Consider the following 18,473-nt stretch of genomic DNA (forward strand, 5'->3'; position numbering starts at 1 on the left):
GTGAGTAAATCTCGTTGGCTAAACGGGTGTGTCGTCAACCACCCGATGATGTAGCCACATCGTGAAGAAGCACGTTAGTGCGTTACTACTTCTAAGCCGTTAGGCTTGTGAGCTACAAGCCACCGATTTTAATCGGTGGTAGTTGATGAAAAGAGCTTTCTAAATGTACTATAATTAGGCATAAGGGAGGCTTCAGCATGGATATCTTATCACTAAAAAATATTTCATTCCAAAATATCTTGGCCAATATCAGCTTGAACGTTCCGCAAAACAGCTTCATCACGCTCAGTGGTCCATCAGGATCGGGAAAAAGTACGATTTTGAAAATTTGTGCGCGCATGCTGACGCAATCCACAGGTGAATTAATTTTTGAAGGAGAAGATGCTGCCAAAATACCTGTGGATAAATATCGAATGCAAGTTTCGTATTGTTTTCAACAACCGGTGCTTTTTGGAGATACAGTGGCTGATAACCTTGACTTCCCGTTCGAGATCAGAAAAGAACCAGTGAAACGCCAACACGAAATCGAACTGTTGGAGCGCGTAAACTTAAGCTCATCATACTTGGAAAAGCCCATCGCTGATCTTTCCGGCGGTGAAAAACAGCGCGTGGCATTGATTCGCAACTTGATGTTTAAACCAAAGGTTCTCCTGCTTGACGAAGTTACGGCGGGGCTTGATGCGGATAATAAAAAAATTGTCCACATGTTGATAAGTTCTTACAGAAAATCTGGCGGAACCGTTATCGCCGTGACGCACGACACCGACGAATTACGCCAGGCAGAACAAATCATCCATATTGAGGAGGGACGAATCATTGAACAATAGCGTTCACGTTAATAATCTCAGTCTGACATACGCCGCCGTCTTAGTTATCGTTGCGCTGATCATCTCAAATCGACAGAAGCTAAAGCTTGAATCGGACATGATTGTCAGCGTCATTCGGGCAATCGTGCAGCTGACGATTGTCGGTTACGTTTTGAAATACATCTTTTCGCTCAACAACATTCTTGTAACTGCCGCAATGATTCTGATAATCATTTTCAATGCCGCCCGCAATGCGGCAAATCGAGGCAAAGGCATCCCAAAGCTTTTTTGGCCTTCGTTCATTTCCATTTTGACGAGCACTTCGATTACTCTTTTAGGTTTGGTCCTGAGCGGCGCAATCAAGTTTATTCCATCGCAGATCATTCCAATCTCCGGAATGATTGCCAGCAATTCGATGGTGGCAATCGGTCTTTGTTACAAGCAGATGAAAACCAAATTCCACGATGAGCATCAACGAATCGAAGAAAAACTTGCGCTCGGAGCTCAACCGTTTCAAGCATGCGCAAACATTGTTCAAACGTGCGTCAAAACCGGAATGCAGCCGACGATTGATTCTGCCAAAACGTACGGCATCGTCAGTCTTCCGGGAATGATGTCAGGTTTGATTTTTGCAGGAGTCGATCCTGTATTTGCTATCAAATACCAAATCATGGTCGTCTTCATGCTGCTTTCGGCAACCAGCCTGGCATCGGTTTGTTCGTCATATATAGCCTATCGCCGCTTTTTCAATGACGAGTTTCAAATCATTATCGATTAGCACAAAAGAGACTGATGATGCACGAAAACAAACTATTTTTTCCTTATCTCCATCATGGAAGTCGATTGTCACACATACGCAAAAAAACGGATGATTCGCAACTAATTGCAAATCATCCGTTTCTTTATTTGAGGCAGAGTTTTTTCAGCCTCTCCTCATTTATTTTTGTTCGTACTTAGCAGCACGTTCCTTATACATTTCAACTTGATCTTCACGGCAGCGAACGAAGTGGCCAGGCGTGATTTCACGCAGTTTGGCCGGTTTGCCTTCAACATCTTGTTCGATCGATGCATCATACAAAATCTGCTTGCGGTTGCGTTCAAATTCAGGGTCAGGAACCGGAACGGCGGAAATCAAACTTGCCGTGTAATCATGAAGCGGCTTCGTATACACGTCATCGGCCGGTCCTACTTCAAGCAGACGACCGAAGTGCATAACGCCGATGCGATCCGAAATATACTTGACCATCGATAGATCGTGAGCAATGAAAAGATACGTCAAGCCTTTTTGTTCCTGCAAATCTTTAAGCAGGTTGACAACTTGGGCCTGGATGGAAACGTCCAAAGCAGAAATTGGTTCATCGGCAATGATGAAGCGCGGTTCAACGGCCAAAGCACGCGCAATGCCGATACGTTGACGCTGACCGCCTGAGAATTCATGCGGATAACGGCTGGCGTGATCTTTGTTCAAGCCGACCGTTTCCAGCAATTCTTCAACTTTGGCACGACGTTCTTCTTTTGTCTTGACCAAACCGTGAATATCCAGACCTTCTGCAATAATGTCTTCAACCGTCATACGGGGGTTGAGAGAAGCATAAGGATCTTGGAAAATCATCTGCATGTCACGGCAGAATTTAAGATGATCTTCTTTTGAATTAAGTTTGCTTACGTCTTTTCCGTCAAAGATAATCTGACCGTCAGTCGGATTATAAAGATGAATGATGCTTCGGCCGGTAGTTGTCTTACCTGAACCGGATTCGCCAACAAGTCCAAAAGTTTCGCCTTCGTAGATGTCAAACGTAACATCATCGACAGCTTTGACCATATCTGCCTTGCCGACTCCGAAGTATTGTTTCAAATGCTTGACTTCGAGAAGTTTCTTTTTTTGTTCTGGCATACGGTTTTCTTCCTTCCTTGTAACTATTTAGCAGCTGCTTGCATTTCTTGCCAAATTTTTTGGCGACGCAGGATTTCGTCAGGTGGCGTAATCTTTGGCGCATCCTTGTGCAAGAGCCATGTTGCTGCATAGTGCGTATCAGAAACCTTGAAGAATGGTGGCTGTTTTTCAGCATCAATCTTCATGGCATACGGATTACGAGCTGCAAACGGATCGCCCTTAGGCGGATCAAGCAAGTCGGGAGGAGTGCCCGGGATTGCTTCAAGCTTTGTACTTGAAAGCGTCGGCATTGAGTTCAGCAAGCCCCATGTATATGGATGCTTAGGATTGTAGAAGATCTCATCAACCGTTCCGTATTCGATGATTTGACCGGCGTACATAACGGCAACGCGATCAGCCATCCCCGCAACAACGCCCAAGTCATGGGTGATGAAGATGATGGATGTTTCAATTTTTTGTTGAAGCTCTTTCATCAAATTCAGAATTTGAGCCTGAATCGTAACGTCCAAAGCAGTTGTAGGTTCATCAGCAATTAGAATTTCCGGATAGCAAACGAGCGCAATCGCAATCACGATACGCTGACGCTGGCCGCCTGAGAATTGATGAGGATAATCGTTGATACGTTCTTCTGCATTTGCAATCCCGACCAGCTTCAAAATCTCAAGAGCCTGTGCCCAGGCCTTCTTCTTATCGACATTTTTGTGAATCATCAGCGGTTCGGCAATCTGGCGACCGATTTTCATCGTCGGATCCAATGACGTCATCGGATCCTGGAAAATCATCGCAATGTCCTTGCCGCGAATTTCTTGCATTTCCTTTTCGGTCTTCTTCAGCAAATCTTCACCGCGGTACATGATCGAGCCGCCGACAACTTCAGCGTTGTTGGCAAGAAGCCCCATCAGACTCTTCGTCGTAACGGACTTGCCTGAGCCGGATTCACCAACGATGGCGAGCGTTTCACCTTTATCAAGGTGGAAACTGACATCACGAATGGCTTTTACATCGCCAGCATAGGTGTGGAAATTAATTTTAAGGTTCTTTACGTCTAAAATTCTTTCGCCCATCTTAATTACCTACCTTCTTGTCTTTGGATCAAATGCATCGCGAAGACCGTCGCCTAAAAGGTTAAAGGAAATCATCAATACACAAAGAACGATTGCCGGATACCACATCTGGTATGGCAGGAATTGGAAGTTCTTTTGACCATCGTTGAGCAATACCCCAAGAGACGTTTCAGGAGCAGAAATACCGATACCGATGAAACTCAGGAACGCTTCGAAGAAGATGGCACTCGGAATCGTGTACATCGTCTGAATGATGATGATGCTTGAAAGGTTCGGAACCAAATGTTTCATCGCAATCTTAATCGGTGATTCTCCCAATGTTCTTGCGGCCAAAACATATTCCTGACTCTTCAGCTGGAGCGTCTCCGCTCGAATCATTCGGGCCATCGTCGTCCAACTTGAAATGGCAATGGCCAAGATGATTGACGTCATGCCGGGTTTGAAGACGAGCAGCATCAAAACGACAATGACAAGACTTGGAATCGACGAGATGATTTCAATAATACGCTGCATGACATTATCCACCATCCCGCCTTTCCAGCCTGAGACAATGCCATACGAGACCCCTATCGTAAGGTCAAAGAACGTTGCGACCAAAGCAACGATCAACGAAACTTTCGTACCATAGATGATACGTTGCGCAAGCGAGTGACCAAGATAATCAGTCCCCAAAACAAAGTATGTTCCTTCAGGAATATTGTTTGCCTTGTATTGGTCAACCCAAACTCCGCCTTGCTTGAGCTTGCCGTTAAACCCATTGATGTCTACGCCAGGAATCTTGGCAGGCAGGTTGGCATACTTAGGCGCGGATTTGACCAAAGTATCATGATTAATGAACGGTGTCGAACCAAAAGCCACAACAATCATTACGATAATGACAAAAAGCGAAATAACGGCACCTTTGTTTTTCTTAAGACGACGCCATGCATCCTGTGTGAAAGTTAAGGATGGGGCCGCGATTTTTTCAGCATCAAGCTCTTCTTCTTTTGGCAAAGCTTGAAAATCTTCCGGTGAAACTTTTGCTTCCGGATCTAACTTCAAATTTTCTTCCATAGCTTAATCCTCATTTCCAGCAAGACGAATGCGCGGGTCGATGATTCCGTAGATGATGTCGGTCAATAGAATAACTGCCACCAAGCCTGCGGAGAAGAGCATCGTAACACCCATGATCGTTGGATAGTCGTTTGTCGTGATTGACTTGACGAATTGTTCACCGATACCAGGAATCGAGAAGATGTTTTCGATAACCATGGAACCGGTCATCAACGAAACAGTATATGGTCCAATCAAGGTAATGAGCGGGATCAAACTGTTGCGAAGCGCATGATGATAGACAATTTGGAACTTGCTCAAGCCTTTGGCACGTGCAAGCTCAATATAATCAGAATTCAAAACGTCAACCATGCCGGTTCGAATAAAACGGGCGGTTTCAGCCAACGGACCTACGCCAAGCGCAATCGTCGGCAAAATCGTGTATGAGAACCCGCCCCAATCGGCAATCGGTAAGATGCCGAGTTTCAAGGCAATATAATATTGCAAAAGCACGGCCAAAACGAAGTTTGGAACGGACTTGCCGATAATTGACAGAACTGTGACCAACGTATCAACCCACGTGTTGCGATTGATGGCAGCAATGGATCCCAAGATGATTCCGAAGAATACGCCGAAAATCATTGCTTGAATACCAAGTTGTGCAGAAGCCCCGATACGAGTTGCAATCAAGTATGATACTGGTTGGTTGCTGAATTGGAAAGAAGTACCCATGTCCCCATGGAGCATTCCGCCAAGATACATCAAATATTGCATCCAAACAGGTTTGTCCAAGCCATATTGCTGGTTCATGATCTGAATCTGTTCAGGTGTCATTTTTTCTTGGTTAGAATATGGCGTCCCTGGCATCAGCTTCATCAAAAAGAACGTGATGGTTGCTACCAAGAACAATGTGAGTGCCATATAGAAAACCCTTTTTGCCAGGTATTTTTTCATAACAAATCCTCTCACAATCTTTGTTTTAAGAAACGTCAAAATCCCGTATTACAGGCATCTGCGCATTTCTCTTTAAAATAAACCAATTGGGGAAAGCGAAATTCTTTCCCCAACAACAGTTATTTAAATGATAAATCTATCGAATTAGTTGCCTGAAACGTAAGTATTCTTAAAGTTGTAATTTGCACCTGCAGAGTTGTAAATTACACCCTTAACCTTTGGCTTAACCATCCAAGCCGTTGCTTGTTGATACAAAGGAGAAATCCCTTGTTCTTGGATAAGGATCTTTTCAGCATTCACCAAATCGTCCCAACGCTTGGCGGCATTGCCAGCATCGGTTGACTTGGATGCTTCAATCAGATTATCGTATTGAGCATTCTTCCATTTTCCTGCGTTATAGGAGTTGTTTGACGTGAACATGTCAAGGAATGAAATCGGATCTGCGAAGTCAGCACCCCATGCTGAGATTACGATGCCGAACTGACCCTGGTTCGTACGGTTCAGGCGTGTCTTGAACGGAACGTTAGCACATTCGACCTTTGCACCCTTCAAGTTTGATTCAATCGCGCTTTGGATGAATTCAGTCGTCTTCTTTGCAATATCGGTGTCATCGCTCAAAAGTCCGAACGTCAAGCTGTCCTTGCCGATTTCCTTCAAACCTTCAGCCCAGAGTTTCTTGGCCTTTGCAATGTTTACGGTTACGCCGTCCTTGACGTAGGAAGCATCAGCAAAATCTTTGCCATTGCGCGTTGCAAGACCGCTTGAGACCAGACCCTTCGCAGGAATTGAACCGTTGCCAAGAACCTTGTTTACGAATTCCTTGCGGTCAATGACCATTGAGATTGCTTGACGAATCTTCTTGTTCTGGAATTCAGGCTTTGTTTGGTTGTACTGGAAATAGAATGCCGAAGCGGCCTGACGAACCGTATATCCGGATTGACCCTTCAACTGCTTGGCTTGTTCCGCACTCAGGCTCGTTGCATCAAGCTTGCCGGATTGATACAGGTTGTAAGCCGTTGAGTTGCTCTTGTTAACCTTGAAGTTGATAGCATCAAGCTTGACGCTCTTCTTATCCCAGTAATTGTCGCTTTTCTTCAAAGACCAGGAAAGGTTCGTACCCGTCCACTTCGTCAAATTGAACGGACCGTCGTAGCACATGTACTTGGAAGCAGTACCGTACTTGGAACCGTACTTTTCAACAGTCTTTTGATTTTGCGGGAAGAACACTGGGAAGCCCATCAACAGCTTAAAGTATGGAATCTGCTTGTCCAACGTAACGACCAGCTTGTAGTCGCCGTCAGCCTTGACGCCGACTTCCTTGGTTGACTTCTTGCCGTTCATAACGTCAGTTGCGTTCTTGATTCCTTCAAACAAATATGCATATTGCGAATTTGTCTTAGGATCAAGCGTACGACGCCATGAGTAGACAAAGTCCTTGGCAGTAACCTTGTCACCGTTTGACCACTTGTCATCCTTGCGCAAGGTAAACGTATATGTCAAGCCGTCCGAAGAAACCTTTGTCTTAGTAGCAATACCTGGTTCGATCTTTGAATCCTTGCCCAAACGATAAAGACCTTCCATCGTGTTGTTTAACGTATCGAAACTGACAACGTCAGTCGCCTTGGAAAGATCCATTGTCGGCAATTCAGCAGATTCGTTCCAATTCAAAACCTGCTTTGAAGCTGAATCGCTTGCTTTGGAACCGCAAGCGCCAAGCATCAAAGCACACAAGGCAGCAACAGAGCCTGCAGCTGCAACTTTTGCTAATTTCATATCTTAACAACTCCTTAATAATGTCAGATAATTTCAAAATGTCTTTTTACAGTTGATTAAATTTTATATGATAACCGTATTAAATTCAAGTGCCAAATCTAATTTTCCAATATATTTCTGTCCAAAAATATTCTTAATCGTTGCCGTGACGGGCTTTTAAAAAAATTAACAATTTTATCGTCTTTTGCCGACATATCAAGATTGCGCCCCTTAAATCAATCTAATAATTTTTAAAAAATTGCTTTAATGAGTAATCTTTCCAAAAGCTCAAAGAAGCGTTTACACCCTGTATTTTTCTAAGAATTCAAAGCATTATTCTTAACGATGAAATGCCGCAATGCTATAATAAAGACAATTTTACGCTAAGAAAGCGAGGGATTAGATGACACCTGTAATAATCTGCGGCGCCGATTTGAATCAGCCGGACTTTGACTACACCATGCAGGAGCTTGCAAACCTTGCCGAAGCCTGCGACATGGAAGTCAAGAACACGGTCATTCAAAAACTTGAGCGACCCGTTTCCGCATCATACGTCGGACGCGGAAAAGCAGAAGAAATTAAAACCCAGGGAAAGATTCATGATGCCAAGATTTTAATCGTCAACGACGAACTCACGCCTATGCAGATCAGAAATCTCGGTGACCTGACCGACATGAAAATCATCGATCGAACAGCGCTGATTCTTGAAATATTCGCATCAAGAGCACGCTCAAAAGAAGCCAAGCTTCAGGTTCAGATTGCCCAGCTGCGCATCAGCCTGCCGAGACTTCACACTGACAACGACAAAGTCAAGCTTGATCAGCAGACCGGTGGCGGCGGCGGTTCATTCAACAGTCGCGGCGGCGGTGAAACCAAGCTCGAAAAAGACAGGCGCGTCATCGGCAAACGCATCAGCATCCTGAAAAAAGAGCTGAAGGACATCGAAGAAAAACAAAACGTCACGCGCAAACAGCGCGACGCAAGCGGTTTGAGATCGGTCGCTCTCGTCGGCTATACGAATGCCGGCAAATCAACGACTATGAACGGTCTTCTCAGGGTCTGCGGAAAGGACGACGACAAACAGGTTTTTGAAAAGGATATGCTTTTTGCCACGCTTGACACCTCGGTTCGCAGACTGCATTTCAAAGACAACAAGGATTTTTTGATCAGCGACACCGTCGGCTTCGTTTCGCACTTGCCGCACCAGCTAGTCCAAGCGTTCAAATCGACCCTTTCCGAAGCAGCCAAAGCCGACCTGCTCGTTCAGGTCATCGACGTTTCCGATCCGAACTATTGCGACATGATCAAAACGACGGAAACGACGCTCAAGGAAATCGGCGTTGAAAACATCCCGATGATTTACGCCTTCAACAAGGCAGATTTGACCGAAGCTCCGTATCCTGAAATTCTCGGAAATCAAATCACGTATTCTGCCAAAGATCCTGCCTCAATCGAAAAAATCGTCGAACTGATCAAAGAAAACATCTTCAAAGACGATCGCATCGTTACGTTCAAAATTCCGTTTTCCGAAGGACGGTATCTTGACGAACTGAACGTCCGCGGCACCGTTTTGGAAACGACTTATGAAGAAGACGGTACCGTCATTTCCGCAAACGTCTCGCCGGAACTTCACAGCAGACTCAGCCGCTTTGAAATGCACTAGTCGGCAAATGAAAGATGCAGAGTTGACACGTCAATGTCAGCTCTGCATTTTTTAGTCTCTTCGATCAATTTCGTAAGTGTTCTTGCTTTCTTCTTTGAAATTCAAATAGCGGAAAAACTTGCCGATTCGCTCGTCATTCTTGGCCGTCACGATAATTTGGCCGACCGATCCGAAATAATTCAGCAAATGATGCATCAGGCTCTTCCCTACGCGCTTGCCCTGATAATCCGATGCAACGAGCAGATCCTGAACATAAACAACCGTTGCGTAGTCGCTTAAGGCCCGAACAAGCCCGATCAGTTTCTTGTCCTCATACGCTGCAATCACATAAGATTTTTTCATACCTTTGCGAAGATTGTCGATGTTGTTCACGTCGGCAGTCCAGCCAACGGACTTATAAAGCTCAATCAATTCGTTTTTGTTAATCTTTGGATTCACCACCAGCTCCATGAAACCAACTCCCCTCCAAATTTACCTTATATTAAAAAAAGATTATAAAATAGACAATTACATTATATTTTATACATTGCGATATTTCAAGCATTTTTCTAGATATCGTCCAGTTTTATAAAAAAAACTTAAGAGACTATACCTTATATAATTAGATTGAAAACTCCAGCAGCAATTGTCGGTTCAACCGTTTTGAAACACGCTTTTTTGTCAAATGCAGCGCATTGATCCGCATCAGCAAAACAAAAAAGCATACGGAACTCTGCATTTTGCAAAATCCTGCATGCCTTAGGACATTTATTAGTGATTCCACTTGTCTTTTCTGCTCAAATGATGCGGCACGTCGGAAACGGTCATAGTTTCTGAAGTTTTTTCCGCTTCTTCTCTTTTTTTCTTTTCCGCAAGTTCTTTTTCAGGATCACGATAGGCAATCTGAACGTCAAGCTCAAACTCGGCATCCTTTTCCAACATGCTGGAGCGACCGGCAACCTTGTAAGGTCCCTTGGTCAAACATGCCGTTGCAACGGAAAGCTTGTAGCGTTTGGCAGCTTCCCTGGCACTCAGAAGACCGATCGTTTTGACTTCGCCAAGCGGCTTTGCTTCCATCTGATTGGTACCACCGTAAATAAACATGCGACCGGCACGTTCGACCAGCTCGAAATACGGCAAAGCGACCGGTTCGGCCAAGGCTTGAAAACTCGTTGCAGAACCTTCCCTGACGATTGCCAGCATTTCATCTTCTGCCATGCCGCCATAGTTCAAATCAAGGTATCCGACATTCGCCAGATCCTTGACCAAAGCCTGAATATTTGCTTTTTGCTCGGCATTTGTCGTGACAACGGACGGGAGAAACTCCTCATCCTTGAAAATGCCGTTCGTTTGAACATAGCCCGGTGCCTGATTCTTGCGCTTTTCGTATTCCGCCAGATGGTCTTTTGCCTTGATTCCGAGAAGCTGCTCGATTTTTGGCGTAATGTCGTACTTTGAAGACTTGTCTTTCGTAAAATAATAAAGAATGTTCAAATAAGCGAAATAGGCCAGGACGAAAAAGGCCAGAATATAAAGAAAGCCGCGCAGATAAAAGCCGTTCACAAAGAAACGGTAAGCAACATATAATAGATAGAAGTTGCCCAAAGTTCCCAAAGCCGTGTAAACTTGACTCTTCAGCTTGGCGTTCATGCTGAAATATCCGATATAGCTGTTGATTATTCCAAGAATGCTGAACATCGTTTATTCACCCCCTTCATCGTCTTGGTTGTCTGTCGCAGACGAGCTTGACGAAGACGAGCTCGAGCTGCTGCTTGATGAAGACGAGGAGCTTGAGCTTTCTTTTTTCGTCTCTGAACTTGAACTTTCCTGGTTTGAAGCCGTGCTTTCCTGCGTCGTACTTTCTGCAGAACTTTGCTGTTCTGACGAAGAAGAACTTTCATCTTTTCGATCCGGCTCAGGTCTGCTTTCCGACGATTGTGAGACGCTTTCGACGCTGGAAGATGAACTTGAGACCGTTGAAACGCGCGCACGCCCTTCTGACGTATGCGTAACCTCGTTGACTGCCACGTTTGTTGCGCCGAGCGCCAGCACGATTGACATGATTGCAAACGGCGTCAACAATGGCGGTGTTCGTTTTGCCATTTTGTTACCCTCATTTCTAGTTTGTTTCCATTTACCTATCCTACTACAATTCCTGGCTAATCAGGCTTAAAGTTTATTTAAAATTGCGTTCCGTCCCGGCACACTCGGAACACAGTCCCGTCAATTCGAAACGATGATCCTCGATCACGCATCCCGGCAGTTGTTTTTGAAAATCGAGCGGACATATCTTGATTTCCTGAACGCGTCCGCATTTGCGACAAACGAAGTGGTGATGATGCATCTGATTGAAATCGCATTGATATTTTACACAGGTTCCGTTGGGGCGGCTTTTTGTTTCAAGAATGCCGATTTCGGCAAATTCGCGAATATTGCGATAGACCGTATCATGACTGATGCCGGGAAACAATTCGCGCATATGCTCATCGATTTTCGTGACGTTGACGTAATTTTCGCGAAATCCACTCAAATATTCCAACATGGTTCTTCTTTGCTTCGTAATTTTGTAATTGTGGCTTTTAAGCAATTGAAGAGCTTGATCGATCATGCTTTTTCCTCCATTTTGACAATGTCCGGCCGTATTTTGCCGTTTTGATTAAATCGTAATAATTACTAATTATTATAATTCATCTGGCCAGACAAGTAAATCAGCTTGCTCAAAATTTCCGCATTGAAGCAGACGACTTCAAAATCTTGTCCAAATCCGCAAAAATCAACAAGTTGTTTCGATTCCCAACATTTGTAGCAGAGTCTGGATTTTGACCTTGGTTTCTTCCCAGTCATCGTTTTCGATGACATGCACATGCTTAACAAGCTTGTCGGGCAAGTGCTTGTCGCGCTTTGCTTCCTGCGAAGCAAGCCTGCGCTGTATTTTGTCAGCATCGTCTCCGCGTTGCTCCATGCGTTCTCTTTGAACTTTTTCATCGGTCACGCAAAGATAGACGACCTCCGTTTTTTCGGGTATCCGTTCCAGGTACGTTTCTGCACCCTTTGTATCAAGAACGATCGTCGCAACCGGAGCCTTTTGCCAGGCGCGTTCCAAACTTTCATAAGACGATCCGTACAGATTGCCGTCATATTCGACATATTCCAAATAGTGATTTTTAAAAAAAGTTTCACGCGTTTCAAACCAGTAGTCGATTCCGTCGTGCTCACCCTTCCGTTTTGGCCTGGTCGTATGCGTCAAAACCGGTTCGATTGCAAAATTTTCCGTCAGATATTTGCGGACGGTCGTTTTGCCGCTGCCCGGAGCACCGCATAAAACAATTACTTTGTTCTCCATTGTTTTTCCTCCAAATATGTCAATAAGCATATTGTTTGCATAAAAGGCGCTTACATAGTATACTTGTTTCATTAGGTTGTAAACGAATTCATATTTTTTGATTCACTTCCTAATCTAATTTTACTATGAAATGGAGGGCAAAGTTATGAAGTTTGGTCAATTTTCAAAAACCAACTATTCAATTTCTTTAGACATGAAAAGTCAACTCTTTATTGCCCGCTCAAATGATAACCCTAAATTTGAAGCATCCGGCATTACGATCCAAGATGCACTTTTTGCACTGTCTAAAATCGATAAAAACGTCAAATTCTGACAACTTCTGAAGCAGGAGGCTGGGAAAAAAACTCTGTCTCAAATCGAGAAGCCGGATCATATTTGCAATCAATTGCAAATATGATCCGTTTTTTTCGTATGCAGGACTGAAGGACGATTGATTGCTATGATGAAAATAACCAAAAATAGTTTGGCGCGCTGATTTATCAGGCGCTGCATTTGGCAAAATCACTGACGTTTACGGACACATCAATGAAAATGGGTCTTCTGTCCGTAAACGACCTGCTCGAAAAATGACGATTACGGACAAAATAGGCGAAAATAACCGTTTGTCCGTAAAAATTCAGCCGTTTCGAACTCGGTTTTACGGACAAATCGCTGAAAAATGGCTGTTTGTCCGTAAAATTGCGTAAGATCTTGGCTAAGATCGGTCGAGCAGCACTGCATTTAAAAATGCCAGACAAAGTCAGTCGCAACCCGACCTCCTTCGTTCGGCTTTTCGTTTAACTCAAAGGGAAAAGAGACTTTTTTCCCATCCTCTTTTTTGCTGTCAAATGCAGAAGCCGATGTTCCAAGGTCGTTCGTAAATGAAAAATGCAAAGGCAAGCGGCAACTATTTTTGAGTCCGGGCACTGCATTTTCCTGACTCGCAGGATCAAATCGGGCGACTCCCAAGATTCTAAGGACCTTTTCATCCCCCGATTCTCTTCCGCAATATCTTGCTAAAGAGATCACAATTTGGGTATAATGGCCATATATAATTTTTATAGTTGGTCTTTTTTTGAATTTTGGCAGGAAGGAAGAATGAATCTATGTCATATTTAGGGACACTCAGTCTCGTTTTAATCACCACAGCATTGGCCGGCCACTTCAGCCGCAGGGTCGGCATGCCGGCCGTCATCGGCGAATTGCTCGTCGGCATCGTCTTGGGGCCTGCCGTCCTGGGTCTGGTCACCAACAATTCTTTCGTTCATACCTTCTCTGAAATTGGCGTGATCATTTTAATGTTTATCGCCGGACTTGAAAGTGATTTGGAACTGCTCAAAAAATATTTAAAGCCTGCATTTTCCGTTGCGGTCTGCGGCGTCATCGTTCCCGTCGGCCTGGTTTTCCTGTTTGGGAAGCTCTTTTCCTTTTCAAATGAACAGGCCATCTTTTTGGGCGTGACGTTTGCTGCAACTTCAGTCTCAATTTCAGTTGAGGTTCTTAAAGAATTGCATTTTCTCGACTCTAAGGAAGGTACTACCATTCTTGGAGCGGCCGTCATCGATGATATTCTGGCCGTCCTGATTTTAAGCGTGCTCGTCAGCATCTTCAGCGACGTTGCAGCCAAATCGGGCGGGCACGTCCAGTCGAACATCGGACTCTCGTTGGTGCTTCAGGCACTGTATTTTGCAGGAATCTATCTGTTGTTCAAATACATTGCTCCGTTCCTCATGAGCATCGCAGAAAAACTCTCGATTCCGTCTTCAGTGGTTCTGATGTCGGTCTTTATCTGCATGGGCATGTCCTATCTTGCAGAAGAAGTCGGCTTGAGCAACGTTGTCGGCGCATTCTTTGCCGGCGTTGCGGTTGCACAGACGCCTTGCAAAAAAGAAATCGACTCGAACATCGAACCGATCGGGTATGCGGTGTTCATCCCGATGTTCTTCGTCAGCATCGGACTCAACATGACGTTTGACGGTTTCTTTAAAGATCTGATTTTCATTATCCCGCTGACGATTTTGGCATTGCTGACCAAGTGGATCGGTTGCGGCTTTGGCGCAAAAATCCTTGGCATGAGCATGCGTTCCGCAGACATCATCGGTGCCGGAATGGTTTCTCGCGGTGAAATGGCTCTGATCATCGCCCAAGTCGGATACGAGGCAAAATTGCTTTCGAGCGACTTCTACTCCGGCGTGATCATCGTCATCATTCTGACCACGGTGATTGCTCCGTTCATGCTGAAGCATTCAGTCATGGCACAAAAGAAGGCTCTTAAAGAAAAAAAAGCTTAGTCAAAACAAGCGCCTGATGCTAATTAAGAAGCGGGGCGCTTGTTTTGATTGTCTGATTGCACAATGAGACAGGGCGATTCCGCGAGCATTTACGGGCAAAATGCCGTTTCCTGGGATTTGCCCGTAAAAGGCAGTCCCCGGTTACGGGCAAAATGGCTTTTTTTGAAATCTGCCCGTAAAATGCGGCCCTCGACTCCTTTTGACGTTTCCATCATAACAGGGCATACGCAAAAAACCGGATGACTTGAATCAACAAGTCATCCGGTTTTTTAGTTTGAGGCATAGTTTTTTTCAGAACATCTTATCTTATTCCAAATCATCATGAAGCCAGCTTGCTGTGCCTGATACCGTATCCGAAGTAGATTACCATCCCGATCGCAAACCAAATGCCGGATGCAATCCATGTTTCTGCAGAAAGCTGCAGAAGCATCACGACGCAAAGAACTGCGGACAAAATCGGAAGCACGGGATAAAACGGTACCTTGAAACCATCGTTTTGCAAATCCTGACGGCGTCGAAGCGGGATGATGCCGAGCGAAACGAACGTAAATGCCAACAGCGTGCCGATATTAACCAGATTGGTCAACTGATCCAGCGAAACGAATCCGCCCATCAAAGCAATAATGATCGTTACCGCAGCCATGCTGTGTTCCGGCGTTTTGGTCTTCTCGTTGATTTTGCCGAGAAACTTTGGCAGCAGTCCATCGCGCCCGATTGAGTAGATCAGCCTTGAAGAACTGAAAATCATCGAAACCATCATCGTAAACATCCCGGCCAAAGCACCAACGGAAAGAACACCGGCAAACCAGTTTTGATTGACGGCATGAAGCGCAAAAGCAACGGGATCCGCCACGTCAAGTTTCTTGTAAGAAACCATCCCCGTCAAAACAACCGAAACGAGCATATAGAGCACGGTGCAGATCATCAGCGTGCCGATAATCCCGCGCGGCATGTTGCGCGACGGATTTTTAACTTCGGCTGCCGATGCGGCAACAGCATCAAAACCAAGATAGGCGAAAAAGACTTGAGCCGCTCCGGCCATTACGCCGCCAAAGCCAAACGGCATGAACGGATGCCAATTTGACGGCTTGACGTAAAAACATCCGACTGCAATGAACGCAATGATGATTGTAACTTTGACGAAAACCATAATGCTGTTGACCGTCATTGAAGTTCTGACGCCTCGCGACAAAATCAAAGAAATGAACAAGACGATCAAAATCGAAATCAAGTTGACATAGGTCCCCTTTGAGGGATCAAACGGACCGCTGATTGCCTTTGGAAGATTGATTCCGAATCCTTCGAACAATGATCTCATATATGCGGAAAATCCAGTAGAGGTTGCCGCAACGGCGAGCATGTATTCCAAGATCAAGGCCCATCCCAAAAACCAACCGACAATCTCGCCGAAAACGACGTTCCCAAAAGAATATGCGGAACCCGCAACCGGCAGAGCAGAAGAAAATTCAGCGTAGCACATGGCCGCAAGCGAACAAACCACTGCAGCAACGACAAAAGATAAAATGATTGCAGGACCGCTGTGCATGGCTGCAACCGTTCCGGGAAGAATAAAAATCCCGGTCCCGATTACGATGCCGATTCCCATTGCGATCAAATCAAAAGCTCCAAGCTGCTTGGAGAACTTTTTGTCCGAGTCAAGGTAACGTGCCAGGCTCTCTTTTCTAAAAACTCTCTCTTTAAAATTCATAAAAGGGCCTCCTGATAAAAATTGTTTCATCTACAAATAATACTTATTTCAGGATTAGATGTCAATTAGAAAATCTTAGAATGTATGCCCTTCCACATCCATCATTCCTTGTCATATCAGCGTTTAAAAATGAGAAAAATTTTCTTGTCTCGTCTAATAATTGAAAAAGAGGACTATTTTTTTAACCGGCAGTCTCTTAAAATATAGTCTGAACCATAGGGGACGAACACGACGTCTTGCAGCTTTGGATTAAGCAAATATCCGTTTTCCTGCTGACAAAGCGGTGCTACGAAAGCATCCTTTTCAATCAGATCTTTTTCAGCCGCGATCAAGTACTGTCTTCTCTTGCTGAATTCGTTCGCATTCGTAACCAGGGCCTTTTCAAGATTGTTCCAGTAGTTCGGATTATCGTAGTCGTCTTTGATATGTTCGATTCCACCGTTAATGGCAAAAGCCATTGAATCAACGTATCTCGGCTGCCAGGTTCGATAACACATGTCGTAATCATAATCGATTGCCTGCGTCAATTTGTCGTTGACGGCAACCGACTTGAGTCTGATGTGTAATCCGGGCAGAGTCTTTTCAAGATTGTTCCTGATGATTTTGCCGATTTTCAAGCAATCGTGACTGTCGTTGAGCGTCAGCGTCATTTCGACTTGATTCTTCCCGATTTCTTTTTTGGCTTGTTCCCACTCGCTTTTAGCCTTTGTTTTGTTCAGGTCAACAATCTTGCCGGCCTCCTTGCGATAATCCACGTCATTTTCCGGACTGTATGAATAATCGGCCGGAACGATGCCGTAAAGCGCCTGACCATGAAATCCTTTTGTTGCGGCAATTTTTCTGCGATCAATCGCGTAAGTCACGGCCCGCCTGAAATGAACGTTTCCCGTCACCTGTCGTTTCTGATTGAAACAGATTATCGAAATTTCCGGTATCCGTCGATGGTGAAATCCTCTTTTTGAAGCAAGCTTTTTGTCATAGAAGCAGCCAATGCGAGCATAGTCGAATTTTCCCTTGAAGAAATTTTTCTGAGCCTTTTCTTTGTTTTTTTCAACGACGTATTTAAACTTCTTGACCTTGACGTCTTTTTTGCCCCAATAGTTTTTATTCTTGATCAGTTCCCATTTATGGCTGCCCCGTTCCAGTCCCTTGACCGTAAACGGCCCGTTAAATACAGTACTTTCGGATGTCTTTCCGTAGTCATCGCCGTACTTTTCCGCGATTGCATGATTTTGCGGATACGTTGCCGAAATGGCCAAAATTTCCTTATAATAAGGCGCATTTGCTCTGAGTTCGACTCTCAAAGTATGATCATCAAGCGCCTGGACACCAAGACTTGCCAAATCTTTCCTGCCTTCGTGAATCTCCTCTGCATTTTTCAAAATCAAAAGATTCGTCCAGTTGGACGTGTCATTTTTAGGCGAAAACAGCTTCTTCCAGGCATAGACATAGTCTTGTGCCACCACCGGATCACCGTTTGACCACTTGGAATCTTTTCTTAGTCTGTAGACGTGGACCCTCCCTTCATCTTCTGTTTTTTCGCTTTCTGCTCCGGCCAGGACCAGGTGACCTTCTTTATCATAGCGATACAATCCTTCAAAAACGTTTTGATTGATCACAAGGCTGTTGGAATCAAGACTCATGGCAGTGTCAAGCGTCTTGATCTTGTCACGGATTCTCATGACGATCTCTTTTTTGACAGGCTTTTCATGCGTTTTTTTTGTCTGATGGCTCGAACATCCGACAGACAAGATGCTGCTGACAAGACTTATAGTAATCACAAAAATTTTTCGTGCTTTCATAAAACGTCCCCCCTGCTGTCGTTAAAGCGATTTCTTTATCCGCTATGCTAATATAACTGTAATTTTAGACCACTTTTCTTTTCAGTTCAATCAAATCTTGAAAACATTTCTCTATCTGCAATCTGTGCTTATACTTGTCACAATAGTTATAATTTGCCGAGCGTAAAACAGGCTAATGGGTTATAATCAAGTTAGATTATTTTAAT

18 protein-coding genes are annotated in these 18,473 nt (G+C 44.6%); 6 read left to right on the forward strand and 12 right to left on the reverse strand.

Going from position 1 to position 18,473, the window contains the following annotated elements; all coding sequences use genetic code 11:
• Positions 1 to 197 precede the first annotated feature (197 nt).
• Positions 198 to 827 (forward strand): ABC transporter ATP-binding protein, encoded by a 630-nt coding sequence (locus BMZ95_RS07250; RefSeq protein WP_046922050.1) that lies wholly within the window; start codon positions 198 to 200, stop codon positions 825 to 827.
• Positions 817 to 1,584, forward strand: a complete 768-nt coding sequence (locus BMZ95_RS07255) for an ABC transporter permease (protein ID WP_014072799.1) — start codon at positions 817 to 819, stop codon at positions 1,582 to 1,584. The genes BMZ95_RS07250 and BMZ95_RS07255 overlap by 11 nt, the downstream gene beginning before the upstream one ends.
• 159 nt (positions 1,585 to 1,743) lie before the next feature.
• Here BMZ95_RS07255 and BMZ95_RS07260 read toward each other — a convergent pair whose 3' ends face one another.
• The 5 genes from BMZ95_RS07260 to BMZ95_RS07280 form a co-directional block, all read right to left on the reverse strand.
• Complete coding sequence (locus BMZ95_RS07260) at positions 1,744 to 2,700, reverse strand: ABC transporter ATP-binding protein (protein ID WP_003695611.1); 957 nt, start codon at positions 2,698 to 2,700, stop codon at positions 1,744 to 1,746.
• Between the two features lie 23 nt (positions 2,701 to 2,723).
• Complete coding sequence (locus tag BMZ95_RS07265) at positions 2,724 to 3,764, reverse strand: ABC transporter ATP-binding protein (protein WP_014072798.1); 1,041 nt, start codon at positions 3,762 to 3,764, stop codon at positions 2,724 to 2,726.
• A gap of 9 nt (positions 3,765 to 3,773) precedes the next feature.
• Complete coding sequence (locus BMZ95_RS07270) at positions 3,774 to 4,817, reverse strand: ABC transporter permease (RefSeq protein WP_003695614.1); 1,044 nt, start codon at positions 4,815 to 4,817, stop codon at positions 3,774 to 3,776.
• Positions 4,818 to 4,820: 3 nt separating this feature from the next.
• Entirely contained in the window at positions 4,821 to 5,750 is a 930-nt protein-coding gene (gene opp3b / locus BMZ95_RS07275; protein ID WP_003697876.1) for an oligopeptide ABC transporter permease, read from the reverse strand.
• Between the two features lie 144 nt (positions 5,751 to 5,894).
• Entirely contained in the window at positions 5,895 to 7,523 is a 1,629-nt protein-coding gene (locus BMZ95_RS07280) for a peptide ABC transporter substrate-binding protein (protein ID WP_046922049.1), read from the reverse strand.
• A 382-nt stretch (positions 7,524 to 7,905) separates the two neighbouring features.
• Here BMZ95_RS07280 and hflX point away from each other — a divergent pair, with 382 nt between their 5' ends.
• Positions 7,906 to 9,165: a GTPase HflX gene (gene hflX / locus BMZ95_RS07285; RefSeq protein ID WP_014072796.1), complete on the forward strand. Its 1,260-nt coding sequence runs from the start codon at positions 7,906 to 7,908 to the stop codon at positions 9,163 to 9,165.
• 51 nt (positions 9,166 to 9,216) lie between these two features.
• On the opposite strand, the gene BMZ95_RS07290 is transcribed toward hflX, so the two are convergent.
• From BMZ95_RS07290 to BMZ95_RS07310, 5 genes are all read right to left on the reverse strand, one after another.
• Positions 9,217 to 9,615 carry a GNAT family N-acetyltransferase gene (locus BMZ95_RS07290; RefSeq protein WP_014072795.1) on the reverse strand — a complete coding sequence of 133 codons (399 nt, stop codon included), beginning with the start codon at positions 9,613 to 9,615 and terminating at the stop codon, positions 9,217 to 9,219.
• A gap of 300 nt (positions 9,616 to 9,915) precedes the next feature.
• A complete protein-coding gene (locus tag BMZ95_RS07295; RefSeq protein WP_046922048.1) occupies positions 9,916 to 10,842 on the reverse strand; it encodes a DUF6681 family protein in 927 nt (308 codons plus the stop codon).
• A gap of 3 nt (positions 10,843 to 10,845) precedes the next feature.
• The gene (locus BMZ95_RS07300) at positions 10,846 to 11,247 is read right to left on the reverse strand and encodes a hypothetical protein (RefSeq protein ID WP_046922047.1); all 402 of its coding nucleotides are present in this window, start codon (positions 11,245 to 11,247) and stop codon (positions 10,846 to 10,848) included.
• Positions 11,248 to 11,320: 73 nt separating this feature from the next.
• Complete coding sequence (locus tag BMZ95_RS07305) at positions 11,321 to 11,752, reverse strand: Fur family transcriptional regulator (RefSeq protein WP_046922046.1); 432 nt, start codon at positions 11,750 to 11,752, stop codon at positions 11,321 to 11,323.
• Positions 11,753 to 11,917: 165 nt separating this feature from the next.
• Positions 11,918 to 12,487, reverse strand: a complete 570-nt coding sequence (locus BMZ95_RS07310) for a guanylate kinase (protein WP_046922045.1) — start codon at positions 12,485 to 12,487, stop codon at positions 11,918 to 11,920.
• A gap of 145 nt (positions 12,488 to 12,632) precedes the next feature.
• On the opposite strand from BMZ95_RS07310, the gene BMZ95_RS07315 reads away from it, so the two are divergent.
• The 3 genes from BMZ95_RS07315 to BMZ95_RS07330 all read left to right on the forward strand — a co-directional run bounded on the left by BMZ95_RS07315 (position 12,633) and on the right by BMZ95_RS07330 (position 14,757).
• Positions 12,633 to 12,800 carry a hypothetical protein gene (locus tag BMZ95_RS07315; RefSeq protein ID WP_003697867.1) on the forward strand — a complete coding sequence of 56 codons (168 nt, stop codon included), beginning with the start codon at positions 12,633 to 12,635 and terminating at the stop codon, positions 12,798 to 12,800.
• A 145-nt stretch (positions 12,801 to 12,945) separates the two neighbouring features.
• Entirely contained in the window at positions 12,946 to 13,173 is a 228-nt protein-coding gene (locus BMZ95_RS11505) for a hypothetical protein (RefSeq protein WP_225354904.1), read from the forward strand.
• Positions 13,174 to 13,572: 399 nt separating this feature from the next.
• Complete coding sequence (locus BMZ95_RS07330) at positions 13,573 to 14,757, forward strand: cation:proton antiporter (RefSeq protein ID WP_046922042.1); 1,185 nt, start codon at positions 13,573 to 13,575, stop codon at positions 14,755 to 14,757.
• Between the two features lie 319 nt (positions 14,758 to 15,076).
• Here BMZ95_RS07330 and BMZ95_RS07335 read toward each other — a convergent pair whose 3' ends face one another.
• The gene (locus tag BMZ95_RS07335; RefSeq protein WP_014072789.1) at positions 15,077 to 16,465 is read right to left on the reverse strand and encodes an amino acid permease; all 1,389 of its coding nucleotides are present in this window, start codon (positions 16,463 to 16,465) and stop codon (positions 15,077 to 15,079) included.
• A 173-nt stretch (positions 16,466 to 16,638) separates the two neighbouring features.
• Complete coding sequence (locus BMZ95_RS07340) at positions 16,639 to 18,267, reverse strand: peptide ABC transporter substrate-binding protein (RefSeq protein ID WP_014072788.1); 1,629 nt, start codon at positions 18,265 to 18,267, stop codon at positions 16,639 to 16,641.
• Between the last annotated feature and the right edge of the window lie 206 nt (positions 18,268 to 18,473).

It is taken from the genome of Ligilactobacillus ruminis DSM 20403 = NBRC 102161 (genome assembly GCF_900113455.1).
In the GTDB taxonomy this organism is placed as follows: Bacteria; Bacillota; Bacilli; order Lactobacillales; family Lactobacillaceae; genus Ligilactobacillus; species Ligilactobacillus ruminis.